The 19,046-nt window shown below is 58.0% G+C and carries 18 protein-coding genes; 9 read left to right on the plus strand and 9 right to left on the minus strand.

All coding sequences use genetic code 11. The features are described from left to right. Positions 1-444 precede the first annotated feature (444 nt). The 3 genes from PVZ80_RS26230 to PVZ80_RS26240 all read right to left on the minus strand — a co-directional run bounded on the left by PVZ80_RS26230 (position 445) and on the right by PVZ80_RS26240 (position 1,637). A complete protein-coding gene (locus PVZ80_RS26230; protein ID WP_007923747.1) occupies positions 445-846 on the minus strand; it encodes a type II toxin-antitoxin system HicB family antitoxin in 402 nt (133 codons plus the stop codon). A gap of 35 nt (positions 847-881) precedes the next feature. Then, complete coding sequence (locus PVZ80_RS26235) at positions 882-1,064, minus strand: type II toxin-antitoxin system HicA family toxin (protein WP_009048155.1); 183 nt, start codon at positions 1,062-1,064, stop codon at positions 882-884. 291 nt (positions 1,065-1,355) lie between these two features. After that, on the minus strand, positions 1,356-1,637 hold the full coding sequence (locus PVZ80_RS26240) for a hypothetical protein (RefSeq protein ID WP_273864771.1): 282 nt from the start codon (positions 1,635-1,637) through the stop codon (positions 1,356-1,358). An 825-nt stretch (positions 1,638-2,462) separates the two neighbouring features. On the opposite strand from PVZ80_RS26240, the gene PVZ80_RS26245 reads away from it, so the two are divergent. The 3 genes from PVZ80_RS26245 to PVZ80_RS26255 all read left to right on the plus strand — a co-directional run bounded on the left by PVZ80_RS26245 (position 2,463) and on the right by PVZ80_RS26255 (position 5,620). After that, entirely contained in the window at positions 2,463-3,533 is a 1,071-nt protein-coding gene (locus tag PVZ80_RS26245) for a GTP pyrophosphokinase (protein WP_273864772.1), read from the plus strand. 85 nt (positions 3,534-3,618) lie between these two features. Then, on the plus strand, positions 3,619-4,224 hold the full coding sequence (locus PVZ80_RS26250; RefSeq protein ID WP_273864773.1) for a hypothetical protein: 606 nt from the start codon (positions 3,619-3,621) through the stop codon (positions 4,222-4,224). A gap of 214 nt (positions 4,225-4,438) precedes the next feature. Beyond that, positions 4,439-5,620 (plus strand): hypothetical protein, encoded by a 1,182-nt coding sequence (locus tag PVZ80_RS26255; protein WP_273864774.1) that lies wholly within the window; start codon positions 4,439-4,441, stop codon positions 5,618-5,620. A gap of 238 nt (positions 5,621-5,858) precedes the next feature. Here the strand turns inward: PVZ80_RS26255 and PVZ80_RS26260 are convergent, their stop codons facing one another. Beyond that, on the minus strand, positions 5,859-6,407 hold the full coding sequence (locus tag PVZ80_RS26260) for a YniB family protein (RefSeq protein ID WP_273864775.1): 549 nt from the start codon (positions 6,405-6,407) through the stop codon (positions 5,859-5,861). A gap of 350 nt (positions 6,408-6,757) precedes the next feature. Here PVZ80_RS26260 and PVZ80_RS26265 point away from each other — a divergent pair, with 350 nt between their 5' ends. Together PVZ80_RS26265 and PVZ80_RS26270 are read left to right on the plus strand one after the other, a co-directional pair. Beyond that, entirely contained in the window at positions 6,758-7,411 is a 654-nt protein-coding gene (locus PVZ80_RS26265) for a peroxiredoxin (protein WP_101282099.1), read from the plus strand. A gap of 472 nt (positions 7,412-7,883) precedes the next feature. Then, complete coding sequence (locus tag PVZ80_RS26270; protein ID WP_028682904.1) at positions 7,884-8,435, plus strand: arsinothricin resistance N-acetyltransferase ArsN1 family B; 552 nt, start codon at positions 7,884-7,886, stop codon at positions 8,433-8,435. 60 nt (positions 8,436-8,495) lie between these two features. Here PVZ80_RS26270 and PVZ80_RS26275 read toward each other — a convergent pair whose 3' ends face one another. From PVZ80_RS26275 to arsQ, 5 genes are all read right to left on the minus strand, one after another. Further along, positions 8,496-9,206, minus strand: a complete 711-nt coding sequence (locus tag PVZ80_RS26275) for an aquaporin (RefSeq protein WP_009048163.1) — start codon at positions 9,204-9,206, stop codon at positions 8,496-8,498. 67 nt (positions 9,207-9,273) lie between these two features. Continuing rightward, the gene (arsM, locus tag PVZ80_RS26280; protein WP_053268628.1) at positions 9,274-10,329 is read right to left on the minus strand and encodes an arsinothricin biosynthesis methyltransferase ArsM; all 1,056 of its coding nucleotides are present in this window, start codon (positions 10,327-10,329) and stop codon (positions 9,274-9,276) included. Positions 10,330-10,345: 16 nt separating this feature from the next. Then, a complete protein-coding gene (locus PVZ80_RS26285; protein ID WP_273864776.1) occupies positions 10,346-11,248 on the minus strand; it encodes a methyltransferase type 11 in 903 nt (300 codons plus the stop codon). 11 nt (positions 11,249-11,259) lie between these two features. Beyond that, on the minus strand, positions 11,260-12,534 hold the full coding sequence (arsL, locus tag PVZ80_RS26290) for an arsinothricin biosynthesis radical SAM protein ArsL (protein ID WP_273864777.1): 1,275 nt from the start codon (positions 12,532-12,534) through the stop codon (positions 11,260-11,262). A gap of 84 nt (positions 12,535-12,618) precedes the next feature. Then, complete coding sequence (gene arsQ / locus PVZ80_RS26295; protein WP_273864778.1) at positions 12,619-13,824, minus strand: arsinothricin export permease ArsQ; 1,206 nt, start codon at positions 13,822-13,824, stop codon at positions 12,619-12,621. A 199-nt stretch (positions 13,825-14,023) separates the two neighbouring features. Here arsQ and PVZ80_RS26300 point away from each other — a divergent pair, with 199 nt between their 5' ends. From PVZ80_RS26300 to PVZ80_RS26315, 4 genes are all read left to right on the plus strand, one after another. Then, positions 14,024-14,521: a MarR family winged helix-turn-helix transcriptional regulator gene (locus PVZ80_RS26300; RefSeq protein ID WP_009048168.1), complete on the plus strand. Its 498-nt coding sequence runs from the start codon at positions 14,024-14,026 to the stop codon at positions 14,519-14,521. 197 nt (positions 14,522-14,718) lie between these two features. Next, positions 14,719-15,387, plus strand: coding sequence for an ABC transporter ATP-binding protein (locus PVZ80_RS26305; protein ID WP_124336311.1), 669 nt, complete (start codon positions 14,719-14,721; stop codon positions 15,385-15,387). Beyond that, complete coding sequence (locus PVZ80_RS26310; protein ID WP_273864779.1) at positions 15,353-17,869, plus strand: ABC transporter permease; 2,517 nt, start codon at positions 15,353-15,355, stop codon at positions 17,867-17,869. Before PVZ80_RS26305 ends, PVZ80_RS26310 begins: the two co-directional genes overlap by 35 nt. Further along, complete coding sequence (locus PVZ80_RS26315) at positions 17,859-18,935, plus strand: lipocalin-like domain-containing protein (RefSeq protein ID WP_273864780.1); 1,077 nt, start codon at positions 17,859-17,861, stop codon at positions 18,933-18,935. Before PVZ80_RS26310 ends, PVZ80_RS26315 begins: the two co-directional genes overlap by 11 nt. Positions 18,936-19,046 lie beyond the last annotated feature (111 nt).

A 19,046-nucleotide genomic window follows, 5' to 3' on the forward strand; every position in this document is an offset into this window, starting at 1 on the left:
CATCCCTGCCGGGTTACCCACGGCTCAATACCTGCGTTCGGCCATCGTGGTTAACGGGGCGTTCAGATCAAAAGCGAAAGCAACGCGAGGCGGCCTGCCGGCCGGCCTGGCTGAGAATGCAGTCTCTGTAGCCGCTGCCGAGCCCTAGCGAGGCTGCGATCGACCGCGAAGCGGGCGCAGGATCTTGAGACCGCTGGAGGACCTTCGGTCCTATCGCAGCCTCGCCAGGGCTCGGCAGCGGCTACAGGTTTAGCGCCGACTGGCAGGGCGCGCATTTTGATCTACCCGCCCCACCGGAACGAGCAACCGTGTCGAAACTCAAGCCGTTTCGGCGAAATTTTTTTGATCTCGGACCATAGCGTTCAGATCAAAAGCCAAAGCAACGCGGGGCGGCCTGCCGGTCGGCCTCGCGTCCGGGGTTGTGCGTAGGGGGCTTCTCGGTTCTTAACGCCCCAGCTTTTCCATCGCCGCATCCGCCAGGAAAGACGACCGGCTCTTGATGTTGTGCTCCCGTACAAAGCGGTCGATTCGTTGAATCACGTAGCCCGGCAGGGTCACATTGACCTTTTCGGTTTTGCCCAGGTAAGGCGTGATGTCGATATCCAGCATGCCCCAGCCCATCCCCTCGAAGTCGGGGTTGGCGCGGTGCGTGCCGGTGGGCGAGGGCAGGGGAATGGCTTGCCCCTCGCGGGCCAGTTCTTCGAGCATGACGTGGGCGATCTCGATGGCGGCGCTGTACGCGGCCTCGAAGGTGTCGCCGGCGGTTACCGCCCCAGGAATATCAGGAATCTGGATGCCGGTAGCAGTGTGCTCGTCACCCCACTCGATGCAGATGGGATATTGCACGGGGATCTCCTCAAAAGGTGCGAAGGCTGAAAGGGCTATATCAGCCCGGCCAGTTTCTGGATGGCCCTGACCGTCCCCCGTGGCAGATCCTTCTTCGGGTGAGGCACCGGAACGGTCTCGGGCCGATAGGGATGCTTGAACAGATGATGGCTGCCGGTAACGCGCTCCAGCACCCAGCCTGCGGCTTCAAGCTCCTTGATCAACTGTCTGCTTTGCACCTCCATCTCCTTATTGGGGTGAGAGGTGCTTTATAACTCCAGGCGCATAATAGCGCAGGTTGAATTGTGTGTCTGGAGTTATGTTTCGGGGCGTGTCATTCAGAGGGCGCGTCGCTATGGAATGGACGCTCCCTGTAGCCGCTGCCGAAGGCTGCGATCGGGCGCGAAGCGCCCGCCAAACCTGGCCACGCGGTGTAACAGATAAATCCGGGAGGCCGGATGTGCGCCTGCTACGCAGCCGATCGCAGCCTTCGGCAGCGGCTACAAACAGCCTCCCAGGCTCAATAGCGCTCAGGGCTCCTGCGCCGTGCGCCATTGAATCACCTCCAGCACCGCACACCCTTCCCGGGTCAGCAGATGCACGCCTCGGGTTACCCGCACCAGATCGCAGTCGGAAATATCTTTCAGGTTAAGCGTGGACAGACTGTCCATCAGGTCGCGCACCACGGTGAAACGATGGGCTGCGCTAGCCGCCAGATCGCTCAAAGGGGCGTCGGTATCGAGGTAGAAAACGGGAGCGTCGGCGTCGTGGGTATCGACGGGGGTGAAGCGGGAAATCGATTGATCGTCCATGGTCGTTACTCGTTGTAGAGCTTCCACCATTTGCGGCCAAGCAAATTGAGGGTGGCAGCTGTGTGAGGGTTGGCCGACCGGTTTACAACGACACCGGCACACCCGAAGGTGTCCCGCACACAGCCGCCATAACACAGAATCGCAGGCACAAAAAAAGCGTCTGCAATGGTGTTTGGACGCTGATGCGTCGTTGTAATTCGACCGGCCAAGGTCGTTCGCGGATTTTGCCGCGAGGGCGAACTATAGGGGCGACGCCTGAACGGCGCAACCGTGCGTTGGTGGGGATGTTTGAGTGGGTGTGTCGGGGCGTTAGCAGGGACGGTGGTGGGGCGTAATTACACCAGCTTGGTGCACCTGTTTGCGTTGGACCTATCCACCTAGAGCTTGAGGGACCTCGGTGTGAGGTAAAAAACAGGGATCTGGGACTCTTGCGGAATACTACCTACGCGTTAATGGAAAACCCTATTCCCTGCGCAGAGTTCAAATCGCGGCTATTGTCAGTTGAGGTGCTCTGCTTCGAATGATGTTTATGAATATGTAACTCAGGAACTGAACGGCCTTGGCTTTGCAGGCATATATGAGAGACCGCTTTTGACCAGAGGCGGCCCTTCGTGGATGGCCGCTTTTCGCCAAAAACGGGCCACTGACACGTTGTTAAGGCGTCAGTAATGTGCCCATGTCGCTTTTTGCTTCTCCCCTGATTTCGCGTTTCTGGCGCGACATTCAAGCGGGACAGGGAGTTAGGCATGGACAAGGAACGTTGTCAGGCACAATCGACGGAGACATTAAGGTATCTACTTATAATTAGACTGCCAAGGAGAATGTATGCCATCTCTAGATTTTGAGGTTGAAAAACAAGATTTTCGTGATTATTACAATGGGAATCACGGACTTCTGGATGGAGCAAAAAAATCCTTTATAACCTTGGTTGATTCTCTAATCAGAGGCTCGAGTGATATAGCTGTTTCAAAGATAGAGGGTCGCATAAAGGACAGGGATGAGTGTATTAAAAAGTTTAATCGAAAATATAGGGCGGATCTTGAAGCTAACAGTCAAGAGTATCGGATATTAGATCATATTACCGATCTAATTGGTGTGCGCGTGGTTTGTCTATATGAAGACGACATAGAAAAAATCAAAGCCCTTCTGAATTCGCATTTTGAAGTTATAGATATCACAGATAAAATTGCTCAGATTGAGAATACCGAAAACTCATTCGGCTATAAAGGCTTGCATTTAGACCTGAAGCTAAATGAAAAGCGAAAAGAGCTACCTGAATATTCACAGTTTGTTGATCTGGGGTTTGAGGTTCAGGTTCGCACGATAATTCAAGACTCATGGAGTGTTTTGGATCACAAGATTAAGTACAAAAAATCTATACCTATTAACCTCAAGCGAAGAATCAATTCTTTAGCCGCTCTATTTGAGGTTGCAGACCGAGAGTTTCGAGAGATTCGAAATGCCACTGAAGAAAGCATAAAGGCAGAGGATATCCCTCAGGAACAGATCACTAGAGAGTCTGATCAGATTGAAGCTGGGGAAGCGCCTCCAAGATTTAAACTTTCGCCCCTAAATGCATTTAGCTTTTTGAAGATTGCGCATCACTTTTTCAACGAATTCGATTTTGAAGCGCATAAGGTTGATGGATTTACGGAGGAAATTGTTTCCCTAAAGCCAGACATAAGTCGTGGAAAGTTCAATTTCTATATGAGAGAGAATATATCAAAAATTAAGAAGTATAAAGAATTTTTCGAAGATGCATATCCAAGTGATAAGCTAAATCCATACACAATAATCAGGCATTGTCTGTACTTGGGTGAAAAAGAAATATTCGAGAAGTTACTAACCAGTCAGGCCGCGGAAACTTTCGAATCTTGGTTGGCGGATAATCATTAATAACTGGTTCAAACTTTTTTCTCACTCATCGGGACGGGCTAATTCCCGCCCCTTAACCAAACGTTATGAAGGCTCAAGGACAGATATGAACACTCCAGACGAGGACGCGCGTGATGAGTGGTACTCTGGACTAGTTGATGAAATATCAGGGCAGGCAATTGATGAGTTCACATTTGATCGTTTACGATCTTACTATGTGAATAATGAAAATCTGGCCATAAATGCTGTGCTAATCTTTCGCGAGGCCCGCGAAGTTATGGGCAGTTCACCATCTTCTGCCCTTGTGCTCTTTACTACCGCAATTGAGCTTGGTCTAAAGCTTGCACTATTAAAGCCTGTAATATACGGGCTTGTTCACAATGATTCCGTTGCAGATCTGATTTCAGACCTCGCAGTTAAGCATAATGGGGTTGATAGATTTAAACCCCTGCTAGTTCGTATTCTTGGAGAGTATGGGGGTATTGACTTCAATTCGTTTAAAATTGAAGGGCATACCAAAACAATCTGGGAAGAAATTAATTCCCTGCAAGGTAGCAGAAATGCCGTTGTGCATAGAGGGGAGTTAGCTAGTAACGATATTGCCACTCTCGCAAAAGACGTTGCCACAATGATAATGGGTACGTTTCTACCTTGTGTATTGGATGGCTTAGGTTTAAAGCTGATAAAAGGTGGAGTGATTGAGAGTGACTAACAAAAGGTTTAAGTTCTCTCACTCGGGACGGACTAAGCTCGGCACTTAACCTGAGCGTTAGTAAGTTTCCGCAATAGAGGAAAGCAGCACTGATCGCGTAGTCGCTTTCGGTCGATTGCCTCAGTCATGAACGGTCGCAAACGGTCCTTTGTGGATTGTCAGGATGTAGGTGAAACTAAGAGCGACCCAGGGTTACAGAATGGTGGAGCCGAGAATGTCAGATAGAAAGGTTGTTTACCTCGACAGTAACGATTATTCGATTCTGAGCGAGCCCAGACTCGACGAGAGGCTGACAGGACTGAAAGAAAAGCTGCTGTATTTGAACAAACATACCGATGTAATGTTCGCGTTCTCTGGAGTGCATATTTCAGAGATGTCACCCATTGCTCAAAATCACGCCGATGCCGCGACCCGGCGAACATCCTTGCTCTCGTTGCTATGCCACCGTAACGCAATGATTTCATTCGACAGATTAATCAGATCCGAGCTGGAAAGGCTTGTAATGAGATCTGCCTTGCCGGTTGCAGCCATAGATACCAATGGAGAATGGTTTCCTGATTTTGGCTCGATCATCAGTCCTTTGGATGATCTCAATATTGAAGCTGTCGTCCAACAGCAAGCCGAAGATGCTGCCATGAACCGCAAGGCCAGAAGGATGCTGAAAAGCACAATGATCAGCAAAAATGGGGCTATTCGGTCAAATTTCGAGAGACTTCATGGGCGCATGGATCATCAAGAGCTGACCGACAAAGTCCCTATGCGACCTCGCGACGCACGTGTACTACAGCGATACGTTCTAGGACATGCAACACGAGCTGAGGCCGATGCAGCTTTTCTTGAGAGTTTGAGGGATCCAAGTTACATGATGCAGTGGTTCGCTGAGCATTATGGCCGTCTTGGCGCGGTCGGTGATTGGGTACGCCAACCGGCAAGAGATCTTCTCAATACCATGCAAGGCCATGTCAGCGACATTCGTGGACGACTTTCTGAAATGCCGCTTGAGGAAAGAAAAAAAGCGCTGAGTACGATTAGCGGTGCCCACTGGGCAAAAATACATGAGGCGAGTCTGCTCCAAATAGTGAATCGGCTTATTAGATCGTTGTTGCCTGGTGAATCTGTCTGTGATGACGTGGGGCTCGTAGATCAATACTGCCCCGGTTTATCAACCTGTTTACGTACTCTTTATTCATCCGTGCGTAACTCCTTTGGAGAAAATTCACGCGCCATGTCTCATAGCGATTTCGTTGATGCCCTTCATGCTACGTATGTCCCTTACGTATCGTTCTTCAGAGCCGACCGCTATATGACTCACATCATCCGGCCACATGCTGAGCGCTTCGGTACAAAGGTTCTGGGATCATTAGATGAGTTGGTAGAAGCAGTGGGGGACGAATAAATCCCACCGTTGATGACCAGAAATCGAAAAAAGGAGGGCAACCTTTATCCCCCTTCCAAGCGGCCGTTTCTAGTAGTTTGCCGCCGATTATGATCATTGCAACATATGGATCACTTTGTGGTTTTGCTCTCGTGGCGATTTCGTGAGTTAGAAAAGCTCCGAAAAGGTCTCCTTGATTGGCACAACCCAAGGGCATCTATCACCAAGTACAGAGGAGTTCGCGCCACACCCTCTAGGCTTACAGAATGTGCAACATCCATAACACACCCAGATAAACCACACCTATCCCCAACGGCAGCACACAAAGCAGTCGAACCTGCGAAAAGAGCGACGGCACGGCTTCCACCGGAGTCGACTCCTCCAGTTGCTGCAACGTCATGACCGCGACACCTTCTTCTGCTGGCGCATTGAGGCGGGCCTGGATCAGCGGTTCGACTTCTTCGACTTTGCGCATCAGGGTCCGGCCCCAGGTGAACAGGGCCGCGCCGACGAAGATCAGCAGGTAGATCACCAGGAATTTCCAGTGGGGCGGGTTGCTCAGGTGGATGAAGTCGGGGGTCGGGCTGTTGTCCCAGAACCAGTCCAGGGGCCGGGTGTTGTTGTGGACCATGGACACAAAGTCCTTGACCTGGCGGTTGAGGAGCGCCGCGGCGTCGCTGTAGCTGTTCATGCGCCAGTTGAGCATTTTCAGGGTGGAAAACACGGTGGAGATCAAGGCGCCGGTAAACAGCAATGCGCCTGCGGCGATGGACAGCCGGTATTTCAGTTGGGCCTGGGTGTAATTCATCTTTGCGTCCTGCGATGAAGAAAAGGGGCGCAATACTAATAGTTCGTCACCCCAGGTCGATAGGGGCGGCGCTGGTTCATGGGTTGGGGCCTCGAAGGTTTCAGCCGGCACGTCTGCGACGAACGTTACCGGCGCCGCGGCCTCTGGAGCTGAGCACCAACTACCGCTTCTGAAGGCGGACCCGAGACCAAAGCCCGGCACTGCCGGGCTTTTTTGTCTGCGCTCACCCGGCCCTGGCGCGTCTCCTATACTGATTCGCGCCGACAGGTTCACGGCGTACCCGAACGCCGTCGCAACAGCCGTCAGTTCCCTGACAATTACCCCTCCCAGTCACTGCAAGGAGACCAACCATGGCAATCCGCATTGGCGACGAAGCACCCGATTTCACTGCCGACACGACCGAAGGTCCGCTGCACTTCCACGAGTGGATCGGCGACAAGTGGGCGATCCTGTTTTCTCACCCGAAGGACTTCACCCCGGTGTGCACCACCGAGCTCGGTTATATGGCCAGGCTCAAGCCGGAATTCGACAAGCGCAACACCAGGATTGTCGGGCTCAGTATCGACCCGGTCAGCGACCATAAGGCCTGGGTCGGTGACATCCAGGAGACCCAGGGGCATGCGGTCAACTACCCGATGATCGGCGACGAAAACCTGGTGGTGGCCAAGCTCTACGACATGATCCACCCCAATGCCAGTGGCGGCGCGCGCACCGCCGTGGACAACGCCACCGTGCGTTCGGTGTTCATCATCGGCCCGGACAAGAAGGTCAAGGCCATGCTGATCTACCCGATGAGCGCCGGGCGCAACTTCGATGAAGTGCTGCGCCTGCTCGATTCCCTGCAACTGAATGCCAAGCACACCGTCGCCACCCCGGTGAACTGGCGCCCGGGCGAGGATGTGATCATTCCTACCTCGGTATCCGACGAGGACGCCAGGAAGAAATACCCGCAAGGCTTCAAGACGCTGAAGCCCTATCTGCGGGTCGTGGAGCAACCGAAGTAACGACCACCGACAAGGGCTCGCTCGCGGAGCAGGCCTGCGGGAACGACGCTACGCCGGACAGGGTTCACCCAGCAGGCCGCCGCGGCGCCGCAGTCACTTCCATGGGGTTGCTTTTAGCCAGGATGGGCAGCCACTGCCCATCCGCGGTTCGAACAGTCCGTTTTGCCTTCGACACCGCTGAGCGCAGGTCGAACCCTGGGCGCGGCTGGATCTGTTGACGCAGATGCTCGATGAACACGACCGGCGTATTGGCCTGAACCATGCACAGAATTTGTTGCCGATGAATGCTTGGCCGGTGCAGTAAGCTCGGCCGAGTCCTGGAGGCTGCTGATCTCTATAACGTCGTCGTCCTGGGGCCATGCAAGGCAAGTCGCTTTGGATTGTCCGCCCCCATGCTCTGCATCGGACCTGAAACCGATAAGATTCGCCAGCTCACACGGCATATGACGAGCAACGGCAAGGAGAAAACAGGATGGGCAAGATCAGGATAGCGACGCCGGCCGATGCTCCGGCCATTCAGGCAATTTACGCGCCTATGGTGTCGGATACGGTCATCTCGTTCGAGCTCATCCCGCCAACGATCGAGGAGATGGCGGGGCGGATCGAGGCGACACTGGCGACTTATCCCTATCTGGTAGCGGAGTTGGACGGCGCGGTCGTTGGTTATGCCTATGCCAGTCAGCATCGTGCCAGGGAGGCTTATCGCTGGTCGGTGGATGTCACGGTCTATATCGACCCCGCGGCACACCGCCGTGGCATTGGCCGCGCACTCTACCAGCGGCTCCTGCCGATCCTCGAGCAACAAGGCTTCCATGCCGCTTACGCCGGCATTGCCCAGCCCAACGCCGCCAGTGTCGGTCTTCATGAAGCACTGGGCTTCACCCATATCGGCACCTATCCCGAAGTGGGCTTCAAGCATGGGCAATGGCATGGTGTTGGTTACTGGCGCAAGCCGCTGAATACCGTGACGCCGCCGAGAGAAATCGTCGCGTTCAGCGAGGCGAGAGGATACGTGGAGCTGTAGGCCTGGATGAAGTCAGCCCGGGAGCGGGGCGCGCGGGCTGAGAGGCCATAGTGACATGCCTTATCGGCTTGGCAGTTTCTGGTCGTCAAGCCCAGGTTGCGAGGCCTCGAGGGCGGTAGCGTTTCCACTGAGAAATCTCGCCAGAAAGAGCGCCGTAAGGCCACCGAAGAACTGCGAAATGATGAAAGGCGCCGCGTCCGATAGGCGAATCCCTGAAAACGTATCGGTGAACGATCGGGCAAGGGTTACCGCGGGGTTCGCAAAGCTTGTGGATGAGGTGAACCAGTAAGCGGCCACCACGTAGGCGGCCACCACCTGCGGCACCTTCGCCTTGTGGTACTTGTCGCACAGCAGGATGGTGAGGACCAATCCAGACGTTGCCAGGTACTCGCTGAACCATTGCGAAGGCCCGGTGCGGACATGTTGGGAGAACTCCACCACCGGCAGTTCGAACATCAGGTGCGCAGCGAAAACCCCAAGGATCGCGCCCACCGTCTGTGCCGCGATATAGGGGCCTAGAAGCTTGGCGCTCAGCCCTCCACGCAGGTAGTCGACAACCGACACCACGGGATTGAAGTGCGCTCCCGAAAAGCTGGCGAAGCAAACGATCAGTACGTACAAGCTGGCCCCCGTTGCCAAAGCATTGGCAAGGAGCGCGAGTGCATCGTTACCGTTAGCCAGGCGTTGCGCCATGATTCCGGACCCTACAACGGTGCATAGCAGAATGGCGGCACCGAGCGTTTCAGCCAAAATTTTCCGTGAAGTACTCATCTGCAAGGCCCTGAGAAGGTAAGCGATTGAGGGACGCGGCTACAGCTAGCTGTAGCCGCAGACAGCGTTACGAGCAGCAGGACTTGGGTTTGATCTGTTCGGGCTGATGGCCTTCCACGACAAACACCGAGTTCTGCGAAGAAAGGTAGGCATCCTCGCAAGCCAGTTCGGTGGGCACACCGCGCTTATAGGCTTTGCCGCTATCACCGGTGAGTTCGCGAGCAGGTCCGCGGTAGATCACGGTCAAAGGATGACCCTTGCGAACCTGCGGCTTGGTGCCCGTGACCGTGACGGAGTAGAACTGAACGGAGCCGATCCGCTTGGTCGACGCGTCGTTCCTCGCTTCAATGTTTATCCCCGTCAAGCCGGCGTCTTGAAGCTGCTGGTAAAACGCCTGCTCCTGCAACACACCCGAATAGCAGGCCGACCACAGCTTGGTGTCCAGCTTCAGCTCGTCAGGTATGGCGACGTTCGAAACGTTGTCAGAGATTGCGAAGCGTCCTCCCGGTTTCAGGACCCGGTAGATCTCGGCAAAGACATTCTGCTTTTCAGTTTCTCCGACCAGGTTGATCACACAGTTCGAGATCACCAGGTCGATGGACTGGTCCTCCACCAGTGGATGGGCCTGGGCGCTGTCGCTGACGAATTGCTCGAAGTTTTTCCACGATGCCCAGTCAGTGCAGGGCTCGGTGCGCAGGCGCTCTTCAGCCAGATCCTGGTCAACCTTCAGATTGCTGGCCGATGCCCTGTGGAACTGCAGCGGGGCACTACCGGTTGCCTCTTGAAAGGCAGCCGCCTCGCCTCGGGCAATCTGCAACAGGCTCGGGTTGATATCGATACCGATAACGGCGCCCTTGCTGCCCGCGATCTGCGCTGCAACGTAGCAATTGAGGCCGGCGCCGGAGCCCAGGTCCAGGACCACATCGCCTTCGCGCACATACTGGGTCGGGTTGCCGCATCCGAAGTTGGCCTCGATGATCCGCTTTGGAATGTTCTTCAGGTACTGGGCGCCGTAGGCCTCGCTGCAACAGCTCTCGTTGAGCTGCGATTCGAGTACGACGTTGCCCTGACGAAGCGCCTCGGTGTAGTCCGCGATGATTTTGTTTTCAAGTGCAGAAGCCATTATTCATATCTCCCGTTTAGCAGCACGAACTACCATCGGCACAGCACGATTCTTCGGCAGAGCCAGTGATAGGAAGAAGCCCTTTGGTGACTTTGGGGTCCCGGATGGAGGGTGTGTTGCAGTCGAAGAAGCCACTCTTTTCCAACGGCGGCTCAACGTAGCAACGCACTGGAATGAACTGTCCTTGATAGGGCTGGCTCATCAGCAGATTGAAGGTCTTCTCGCACACTGCGGTACGCACGCCGCGAAGATAGGTATGGCCATCGTCGTCGACCGTGTGCTTCCAGGGACCTTTGTAGATAACGGCATGCCCCTGGTCGAGACATACGCCGGCTTTGCCCTTATAGGCACTGATAGTAAACAGGCGGTATTCGATGCCGTCCTGAATGCAGACGGGCACTTCAGAGGCCAGTGTGTAGGTGATGCCATGGAAGCCAACCTCACAGAGCTTCTCGGCAACAAGGGGCTCGGTTATCGCCGTCCGGCACTCCAGCCCCTCGACGACAAAGGGGCGAACTGAATCGGCTTGCTCATCCGCCAGAATGGCGGGAAACACCAGGCGCCCCTGTCGCTCCAGACGTTCATAGATCGACTGCGCGTAGTGGCTGAAATCGGGCTCGGCATTGAACCCTTCCCAGTAGATGGTTGAGAACGTGGCAGACGTGTCGTCGGTTCCGTTTGGCCTGCCCTGAGCGCTATTTACGCCTGGGCTGAAGGCACTACCCTGAGCTTGGCCATACTGCGTTGTGAACTCGTGACGACGAGGCTCAGGGCAGATGAAGAGGGTGTCTTTGCCGTCCGCCAGGACGCTCTTCAGGGACTCCGTGTGAGCTCGCCAGGCAATGTGACCCGGTGCCTGGAAACCCTCTGTTTGATTGGCCAGTCTGAGGGCCGCTTGGAGCAGGGAAAGTGAAGACATTGGTTATCTCCTTAGCACTTCAGGCAGCAGCGTTTGAATACACCTTCTTCGGGGGGCGTGACCGAGTCCATGAAGAGCTTGTCCAGGCGAGAATCCGAGTGCTGCCAGTCGAAGTGAAACTCGTGCTCCTCCAGCTTCAGCTCCTTGACCGAGGCGTTGTCGAGCAGCGGTGAGCCTTTGTACAGGTGCAGTCGGGTCTCGAACTGGATCGGGTCGACGATGTTCTCCAACTCGTTCCGGGCGATGAAATCATGGAGTTCGGCCATGTCCTCGAGGCTTACCCAAGGGTTGAACGTGATGAACGTCGGGTTGACCTTGACCCCGGCCTCTTTCAAGAACGCCAAAGCCTCCTCGATCATCGGCACATCCATCTCCTTGAAGACCTGATCGAGGACCTCCTGCTTGGGGAACTCCAGTGCGGTGGTGATGAAGGCCAGGCCTAGCTGGCCCATTTCCTCGATGGCTTCCTTGTTTTCCAGGATGTGGTCCACCCGAGTGGTGAAGTCGTACGTCAGCTCGGGAAACAGCGAATGCAGCTCGCGGATGATCTTCAGGCCGTGCTTCTTGGCATTGAAGAAGTCAGCATCGGTGAAGGTCAGGTGAGTCATTCCTTGCGCGACTAGGTTCGCTACGTCCCGTTCAACAAGATCATCGGAGACCAGCAGGACCTTGCCGTCATAGGCTGCGTACACCGAGCAGTAAGAGCACTTGTGGTGGCAGCCGCGGGAGCCCTCGACCCCACCCACGATGGCTTTTCTACCCAGCAGCTTTTCCAGCTGGGGCTGCGGGTATTTGTGAAGGGGAGGTGCCAGGTCTCGCCTCGGCAAACGAAATCCATCACGGATCAACTGGGGGACGACGATCTCACTGGAAAGGCCTCGGGTCCGATCGATGACTCCGCGCAAGTCTTGCTCTTGCTCCCCATTCAGGTGCTTTGCCAGGCTGACGATGGGTTTTTCCCACTCACCCGCGATCGCGTAATCACCGTACTTGGCAGCCAGGCTCTTTGCGTTGATGGTTGCGTACTGCCCAAAGAAGCAGATCTTCTGCTCCGGATTGGCTTCTTTCAGGGTCTTCGCCAACTGGGTGCCGGCGGTCAGCGAATCGAAAAGCGGCACGCAGATGAAGACGAGATCGGCATCGCCGAACCGCTCAACGGAGAGGCCCTCTACATAGATATCGATCAACTGCGCATCAATATCTGCATCAAGTAGAGCCGTGGTTGCAGATATCGCATTAAGCGGCTGATATCCCCCTTCAAATGTACTGGCGACCAAGTATTTCATTCTCTTTCTCCTTGAGTTCAGGCGCGACGATTCGGTGGCGAGAGCCACTGTGGGTGTTGCAAGAATTCGAAGTTGGATTCGAAGTTAAGGCGATACCAGCAACAGGGTGGCGAGGCCCGCCAATGCTTGCAGAGCTGAACCCGCTGTAATCAGGCGCATGTATCTTCCCGTGGGGTATTCAGGAAAAGCGTCTGACTTGACCAACCAGTAGTAACTGTCGTTGGGGAGAATGGCGATGAAAGACCCGAGGCAAACTGCAAAGGTAATGCTCATCAAGTCCACTCCACTGGATGCCAAGAGGGGAGTAAGAACAGGTGGAATTGCAGCAAAAGTTGCAAGCGAGGAGCCATTCAATGTTTTGAAAATGGCAGCCAACACGAACACTCCAACGAGAATATGCGTGGAGCTGCCTGAAGTGGCGAGCGTGTGTTCAAGCAGTTCCTTTGGAAGCACCTTGCCCAGTGCCAGGCCCAGTGCAGAGGCACAGCCGATGGTGAATAGCAGCGAGCTGGTCCTGCGCATGGCCTTGGACAGAAGATCCTGGACCTCGCCAGGCTTGCTGTTCAACGCAATCAGCAATGAGGTGGCGATCAGTGCGCCGGCCGGCGTCGTAAAGAACTCGATAGCCGGATGCTGGTTCTTCGGCATCACATATCCGCTGATCAGAAGTACGAAGAATACCGCCAGAGGCATGATCACTTTGGCAACCGAGTCTTGAGGCGTAGCAGCGCCGGTTGCACGATTGGCCGCTGGGAAGTCCGTCCGAGTCGTCCAATAGGTCCAGACCGACCCGGTTATCCAGGTGACAACGGTGAGCAGCAGCCCCAGATAGAGGAATCTCGGGTCATGAGTGTTCGCCCCTAATCCGATGCCGATGATCAGCGGGCCGGCAGGCATCAGCAGCTTGAATCCCGAATAGCACCCGATCGCGATGTACTTCTTGTGGTTTCCGGCTATCGGAGCCAGAGAGGCATAGGCCGTGTCGGGACACACCATCCCGGCGCCCAGCAAGGGTGAAAGCGATACGCCAAATTTGCCAAACGAGGCGCTGCCTCGCGCTGCTATCCAGCCTGCAATAAAGAACGCACTCAGAATGACAATGGCGAAATAGCCAAGGTTATTGCCGAAGCCTTTGCTGAGCGTTTCAAAGACGCTGCTACTGCTTGCGCCTCCAAGCAGGGGGAGCAAAATCGCACCTAGCAGCATGGCGACCGGCAGAGGAATGGAAGCGCTATTCCATAGGCTTCGTAGCCAGGGCCCCGTTTTAATCCTGAGCACTTGCGTCAACATCCCTGCACCCCCTAGCGTTACCGGAGCCTGTAACTGAGCGGCCTCATGGCCTTTCCGGGAACCTACAGTGGCAAAATACGTTGCGGCCCGCAACTAAAATTAAGAAACAATTTTGTGACATGCTTATATCCAAAATGATTGTCGCTATGCCTGCTAAGGTGCTATCTGCCTGAGTTCCCGAAATTTCGAGTCGTCCGCTATGCCAAAAATTGACCAGATCGACCAGGATGCAGAGGCGCTTTATGAGGCACTCAGTCACCTGGTTCGGGTCTACCAGTTCCGTGACCGGGACCGCAGTTGCTGCGAAGGCCTCTCCGTCACCCAATGCTATGCGCTTGAGCATGTGATCAAGGCCGGGCCCGTTCGTGTGCAGTCTCTGGCCAGTGAGCTTTTCCTCGACAAGAGCAACGCGAGCCGGCTGGTCGACTCGCTGGGCAAGCAGGGGTTGGTGCGTCGTATCCAGGACGTGACCGATGGCCGGGCGGTGGCAATCAGCGCCACGCCAGAAGGCTTGGCCGTGTATGAAAGGATTCGATCGGATCTGGTGGGAGAGGCCCGTCATCTTTCGAGCGACCTCTCGACAGAGGCGCGCAACGGTGCCATCGAACTGCTGCGTCGCTTCGCCAATGCCACCGAGCAGCGTTGCGGCCTGAAGGCGCCCGAAAATGACGAGTATCAGTCCCTCAAATGCTGCTGAGATGATGAGTGGGGGCTGCAGGCAAAGCGGGTGTATCAGGAGCGTCTGTACAAAAACCGCATAGCAGCCAGATATGAGTTCATTGAGTCCTTGCCGGGTTGTCCGGACGCAGGTCGAACCCTGGGTGATGCACCGCAAACCCTCATGCTCTGACAAGCGCTATCCTTGAGCCTTCCTTCCGCTGCCAGAGCCCGCCCATGCTCGATGTACAAGCCGTCTGCAAAAGCTACGCCACGCCCCAGGGCCCGTTGACGGTGTTGCAGGGGGTCGACCTGCACCTGGAGCAGGGCGGCAGCCTGGCGCTGATGGGCGAGTCGGGCAGTGGCAAGAGCACCTTGCTGCATTTGATCGCCGGCCTGGACAAGGTCGATCGCGGCAGCATCCGCATTGGCGATCAGCAACTGGAGCGGATGAATGAAAACCAGCTGGCCAACTGGCGGCGGACCGAAGTCGGGCTGGTGTTCCAGCAGTTCAACCTGATCGGCAGCCTGCGGGTGGAGGACAACCTGGGGTTCCAGGCGCGGCTGGCCGGGCGTTTCGATGAGCGTTGGCAGGCGCAGTTGGTGGAGCGTTTGGGCCTGGGGGATCTGCTGCGGCGCTACCCGGAGCAACTGTCCGGCGGCCAGCAACAGCGGGTGGCCCTGGGCCGCGCCCTGGCCGGCAAACCACGGCTGCTGCTGGCCGACGAACCCACCGGCAGCCTCGACGAAGCCACCAGCGACGACGTGCTGCAGCTGTTGCTGGAGCTATTGGCCGATACCCCCACCAGCCTGTTGATGGTCACCCACAGCCAGCGCGTGGCCAGTCGCCTGGGGCGGATCGCGCTGTTGCATGGCGGGCGTCTGGCCGGCGCGGGCGAGCACTGAGGTGCGGGTTTTCTGGCACAGCCTGCGGGCGCTGCTCAGCCATTGGCGGCGGCACCCGGTGCAGTTTTTCAGTGTGCTGACCGGGCTGTGGCTGGCCACCAGCCTGTTGACCGGGGTGCAGGCGCTCAACAGTCAGGCGCGGGACAGTTACGCCAAGGCCAGCCAGTTGATCGGCGGCGCGCCCCAGTCCAGCCTGGCCACGGCCAATGGCGCGCCGTTTTCCCAGGACGTGTTCGTCGGCCTGCGCCGGGCCGGCTGGCCGGTGTCGCCGGTGGTGCAAGGCCGGTTGACGCTCAAGGGCCATGAACAGCAGCGCCTGCAATTGCTGGGGATCGAGCCGCTGTCGCTGCCGGCCGGTTCGGCGGTCGCCGGCCAGGTGCTGGATTCCGCGCAAATGGTCGAATTCGTCAGCCCGCCGGGCAGCACCTGGATCGCCCCGCAGACCCTGCAAGCCCTCGGCTATCGCGAAGGCGATCGGCCGACCACCGCGAGCGGCCAGCCACTGCCGCCGCTGCACAGCCAGGCGGACATGGCCCCGGGGCTGCTGCTGGTGGACATCGGTTTTGCCCAGCCGCTGCTGGGCTTGCCGCAGCAGCTCTCGCGGCTGCTGTTGCCGGCGGATTTCGCCGCCAGCGCGCCGGCCTTGCCCGATGCATTCAAGGGCCTGCTGGTGCTCAAGCGCGGCAGTGAGGAAAACGATCTGGCGCGCCTGACCGAGAGCTTTCACCTGAACCTCGATGCCCTGGGTTTCCTGTCGTTCCTGGTCGGCCTGTTTATCGTGCACGCGGCCATCGGCCTGGCCCTGGAGCAGCGGCGCGGCCTGCTGCGCACCCTGCGCGCCTGCGGAGTCAGCGCGCGGATGCTGATGGTCTGCCTCTGTGTCGAACTGGGTGGCCTGGCCTTGCTCGGCGGCCTGGCCGGGGTGCTCAGCGGCTACCTGCTGGCCAGCGTGCTGTTGCCGGATGTCGCCGCCAGCCTGCGCGGCCTGTATGGCGCCGAAGTGGCGGGGCAGTTGAGCCTGAGCCCCTGGTGGTGGTTGGGCGGGATCGGCCTGAGCTTGCTCGGCGCCTTGCTGGCGGGGGCCAACAGTTTGCTGCGGGCGGCGCGTTTGCCGTTGCTGGCGCTGGCCGATCCCCAGGCCTGGCACCAGGCGTATGCGCGCTGGCTGCGGCGTCAGGCCTGGGTGGCGACGGCCCTGGCGGCGCTGGCGGGCGCGGCCTGGATCTGGGGCGACAGCCTGGGCAGCGGTTTTGTCCTGATGGCGGGCTTGCTGCTGGGGGCGGCCCTGGGGCTGCCGGTGTTGCTCAACGGGTTGCTCAGCGCGCTGCTCGGGCGCAGCCGTTCGGTGCTCGGGCAGTGGTTTCTCGCCGATTGCCGGCAGCAGTTGCCGGCCCTGAGCCTGGCGTTGATGGCGCTGCTGCTGGCCCTGGCTGCCAATATCGGCGCCGGCAGCATGACCGCCGGTTTTCGCCAGACCTTCGCCGACTGGCTCGAGCAACGCCTGAGCGCCGAGCTGTACATCAATCCGCAGACCCCGGCGCAGGCGCGGGAGCTGCAAGGCTGGTTGCCGGAACAACCTGCCATTGCCGCGGTGCTGCCCGTCCGGCAGGTGGCGCTGCAACTGCAAGGCTGGCCGGCGGACCTGTACGGGGTGATCGACCATGCCAGCTACCGCCAGCACTGGCCCTTGCTCGAAGCCCTGGGCGAGCAGCCCTGGACCCAACTGGCCAGCGCCGACACGCTGATGCTCAGCGAACAGACCGCGCGCCGGCTCAAGGTGCGGCTGGGCGATTGGCTGGAGATTCCCGTGCCGGTGGGGCAGTGGGCGCCGCAAGTGGTGGCGATCTACGCCGACTACGGCAACCCCAGGGGCCATCTGCTGGTGAATGCCGAGCACCTGCTGGCGCACTGGCCGCAACTGACGCCCAACCGCTTTAATCTGCGCATCGAGCCGTCCGCCGTGGCGCCGCTGGTAAGCGCCTTGCAGCAGCGTTTTGGCCTCGACGACAGCCGCATCGTCGAGCAGGCGCAGCTCAAGGGCTGGTCGAGCCAGATATTCGAACGCACCTTCGCCGCCACCGCCGCGCTCAACAGCCTGACCCTGGGGGTGGCCGGCGTGGCGCTGTTTATCAGCCTGCTGACCCAGAGCCAGAGCCGCCTCGGCCAGCTCGCGCCGCTGTGGGCGCTGGGGGTGAGCCGGCGCCAGCTGATGCTGCTCAACCTCGGGCAGACCTGGCTGCTGGCACTGCTGACCTTGCTCTTGGCGCTGCCGCTGGGCATCGCCCTGGCCTGGTGCCTGGACACGGTGATCAACGTCCAGGCCTTCGGTTGGCGCCTGCCGTTGCGGGTGTTCCCGTTGCAACTGGTGCAGCTGCTGGCCCTGGCGGTATTGGCTACCTTGCTTGCATCGGCCTGGCCGTTGCTGCGGTTGTATCGCAGCCAGCCGGCGGATCTGCTCAGGACTTTCGCCCATGAAGATTGAACGGCTGCTTGGCCTGTTGCTGGTGTCAGCCCTGTGCGGCTGCGATAAGGGCGACGAGCCGGCGCAAGGTTTCGCCGGCCTGGGCGAGGACGCCGCGGCGTTCACCCAGGTGGTGCCGGGGCGGGTGTTCAGCTTCCCGGCGGACCATGGCGTGCATGACGGTTTTCGCATCGAGTGGTGGTACCTCACCGCCGACCTCAAGGCCAGCGACGGCCAGCGCTTCGGCGTGCAGTGGACGTTGTTTCGCAGCGCCTTGCGCGCCGAGCCCGACCAGCCCGGCTGGCAGGCACCCAATGTCTGGCTCGGTCACGCCGCCGCCACCTCGGCCAACAGCCATCACGCCGCCGAACGTTATGCCCGCGGCGGAGTGGGGCAGGCCGGGGTGACGGTGCAGCCGTTCAAGGCCTGGATCGACGACTGGAGTTTTACCAGCCAGTCCGCCGGAGCCGATCCGCTGGCCGATATGCAATTGCAGGCCAGCGGCCCGGGTTTCGCCTACCGCTTGCAGCTGCGCAGCGACCGGCCCCTGGTGCTCCAGGGCGAGGGCGGCTACAGCCGCAAGTCCGAGCAGGGCCAGGCGTCCTATTACTACAGCCAGCCGTTTTTCCAGGCGAGCGGCAGCCTGCAGATCGACGGCCAGACCTATCAGGTCAGCGGCCCGGCCTGGCTCGACCGCGAATGGAGCAGCCAGCCCCTGGGGGCCGGGCAGAGCGGCTGGGACTGGTTCTCCCTGCACCTGGACAGCGGCGAGCGGCTGATGCTGTTTCGCGTGCGGGAAAACCACAAGCCGCCCTACATCACCGGCACCTGGATCGAGCCCAACGGCCACACCCAGACCCTGCACAAGGACGATATCCAGCTCACCCCACTGACGGACTCCAAGGTGGCCGGGCGCACGCTGCCCACCCGCTGGCATCTGCGCATTCCCGGCCACGGCCTGGATATCAATGCCGAGGCACTCAACCCCAAGGCCTGGATGAACCTGCGCATTCCTTATTGGGAAGGCCCGGTGCAGTTGAGCGGCAGCCATTCCGGCAGCGGTTACCTGGAGATGACCGGTTATTAACGAGGTATTCGTGAGTACCAGTCATTAGTTATTTACCCAATATTCATTTATCTCTCGCGTCAAACTGTGAGTGGTTTTTTGTTGAACTAATAAAGTGTCGATTCATGATTT

Source organism: Pseudomonas sp. B3G-3, assembly GCF_028640915.1.
Lineage (GTDB): Bacteria > Pseudomonadota > Gammaproteobacteria > Pseudomonadales > Pseudomonadaceae > Aquipseudomonas > Aquipseudomonas chlororaphis_I.

Coding starts and splice junctions, on each gene's coding strand:
- PVZ80_RS26240 (WP_273864771.1), bottom strand. CDS start 1,637: ATGGACGATCAATCGATTTCCCGCTTCACCCCCGTCGATACCCACGAC.
- PVZ80_RS26245 (WP_273864772.1), top strand. CDS start 2,463: ATGCCATCTCTAGATTTTGAGGTTGAAAAACAAGATTTTCGTGATTAT.
- PVZ80_RS26250 (WP_273864773.1), top strand. CDS start 3,619: ATGAACACTCCAGACGAGGACGCGCGTGATGAGTGGTACTCTGGACTA.
- PVZ80_RS26255 (WP_273864774.1), top strand. CDS start 4,439: ATGTCAGATAGAAAGGTTGTTTACCTCGACAGTAACGATTATTCGATT.
- PVZ80_RS26260 (WP_273864775.1), bottom strand. CDS start 6,407: ATGAATTACACCCAGGCCCAACTGAAATACCGGCTGTCCATCGCCGCA.
- PVZ80_RS26265 (WP_101282099.1), top strand. CDS start 6,758: ATGGCAATCCGCATTGGCGACGAAGCACCCGATTTCACTGCCGACACG.
- PVZ80_RS26270 (WP_028682904.1), top strand. CDS start 7,884: ATGGGCAAGATCAGGATAGCGACGCCGGCCGATGCTCCGGCCATTCAG.
- PVZ80_RS26275 (WP_009048163.1), bottom strand. CDS start 9,206: ATGAGTACTTCACGGAAAATTTTGGCTGAAACGCTCGGTGCCGCCATT.
- arsM (WP_053268628.1), bottom strand. CDS start 10,329: ATGGCTTCTGCACTTGAAAACAAAATCATCGCGGACTACACCGAGGCG.
- PVZ80_RS26285 (WP_273864776.1), bottom strand. CDS start 11,248: ATGTCTTCACTTTCCCTGCTCCAAGCGGCCCTCAGACTGGCCAATCAA.
- arsL (WP_273864777.1), bottom strand. CDS start 12,534: ATGAAATACTTGGTCGCCAGTACATTTGAAGGGGGATATCAGCCGCTT.
- arsQ (WP_273864778.1), bottom strand. CDS start 13,824: ATGTTGACGCAAGTGCTCAGGATTAAAACGGGGCCCTGGCTACGAAGC.
- PVZ80_RS26300 (WP_009048168.1), top strand. CDS start 14,024: ATGCCAAAAATTGACCAGATCGACCAGGATGCAGAGGCGCTTTATGAG.
- PVZ80_RS26305 (WP_124336311.1), top strand. CDS start 14,719: ATGCTCGATGTACAAGCCGTCTGCAAAAGCTACGCCACGCCCCAGGGC.
- PVZ80_RS26310 (WP_273864779.1), top strand. CDS start 15,353: ATGGCGGGCGTCTGGCCGGCGCGGGCGAGCACTGAGGTGCGGGTTTTC.
- PVZ80_RS26315 (WP_273864780.1), top strand. CDS start 17,859: ATGAAGATTGAACGGCTGCTTGGCCTGTTGCTGGTGTCAGCCCTGTGC.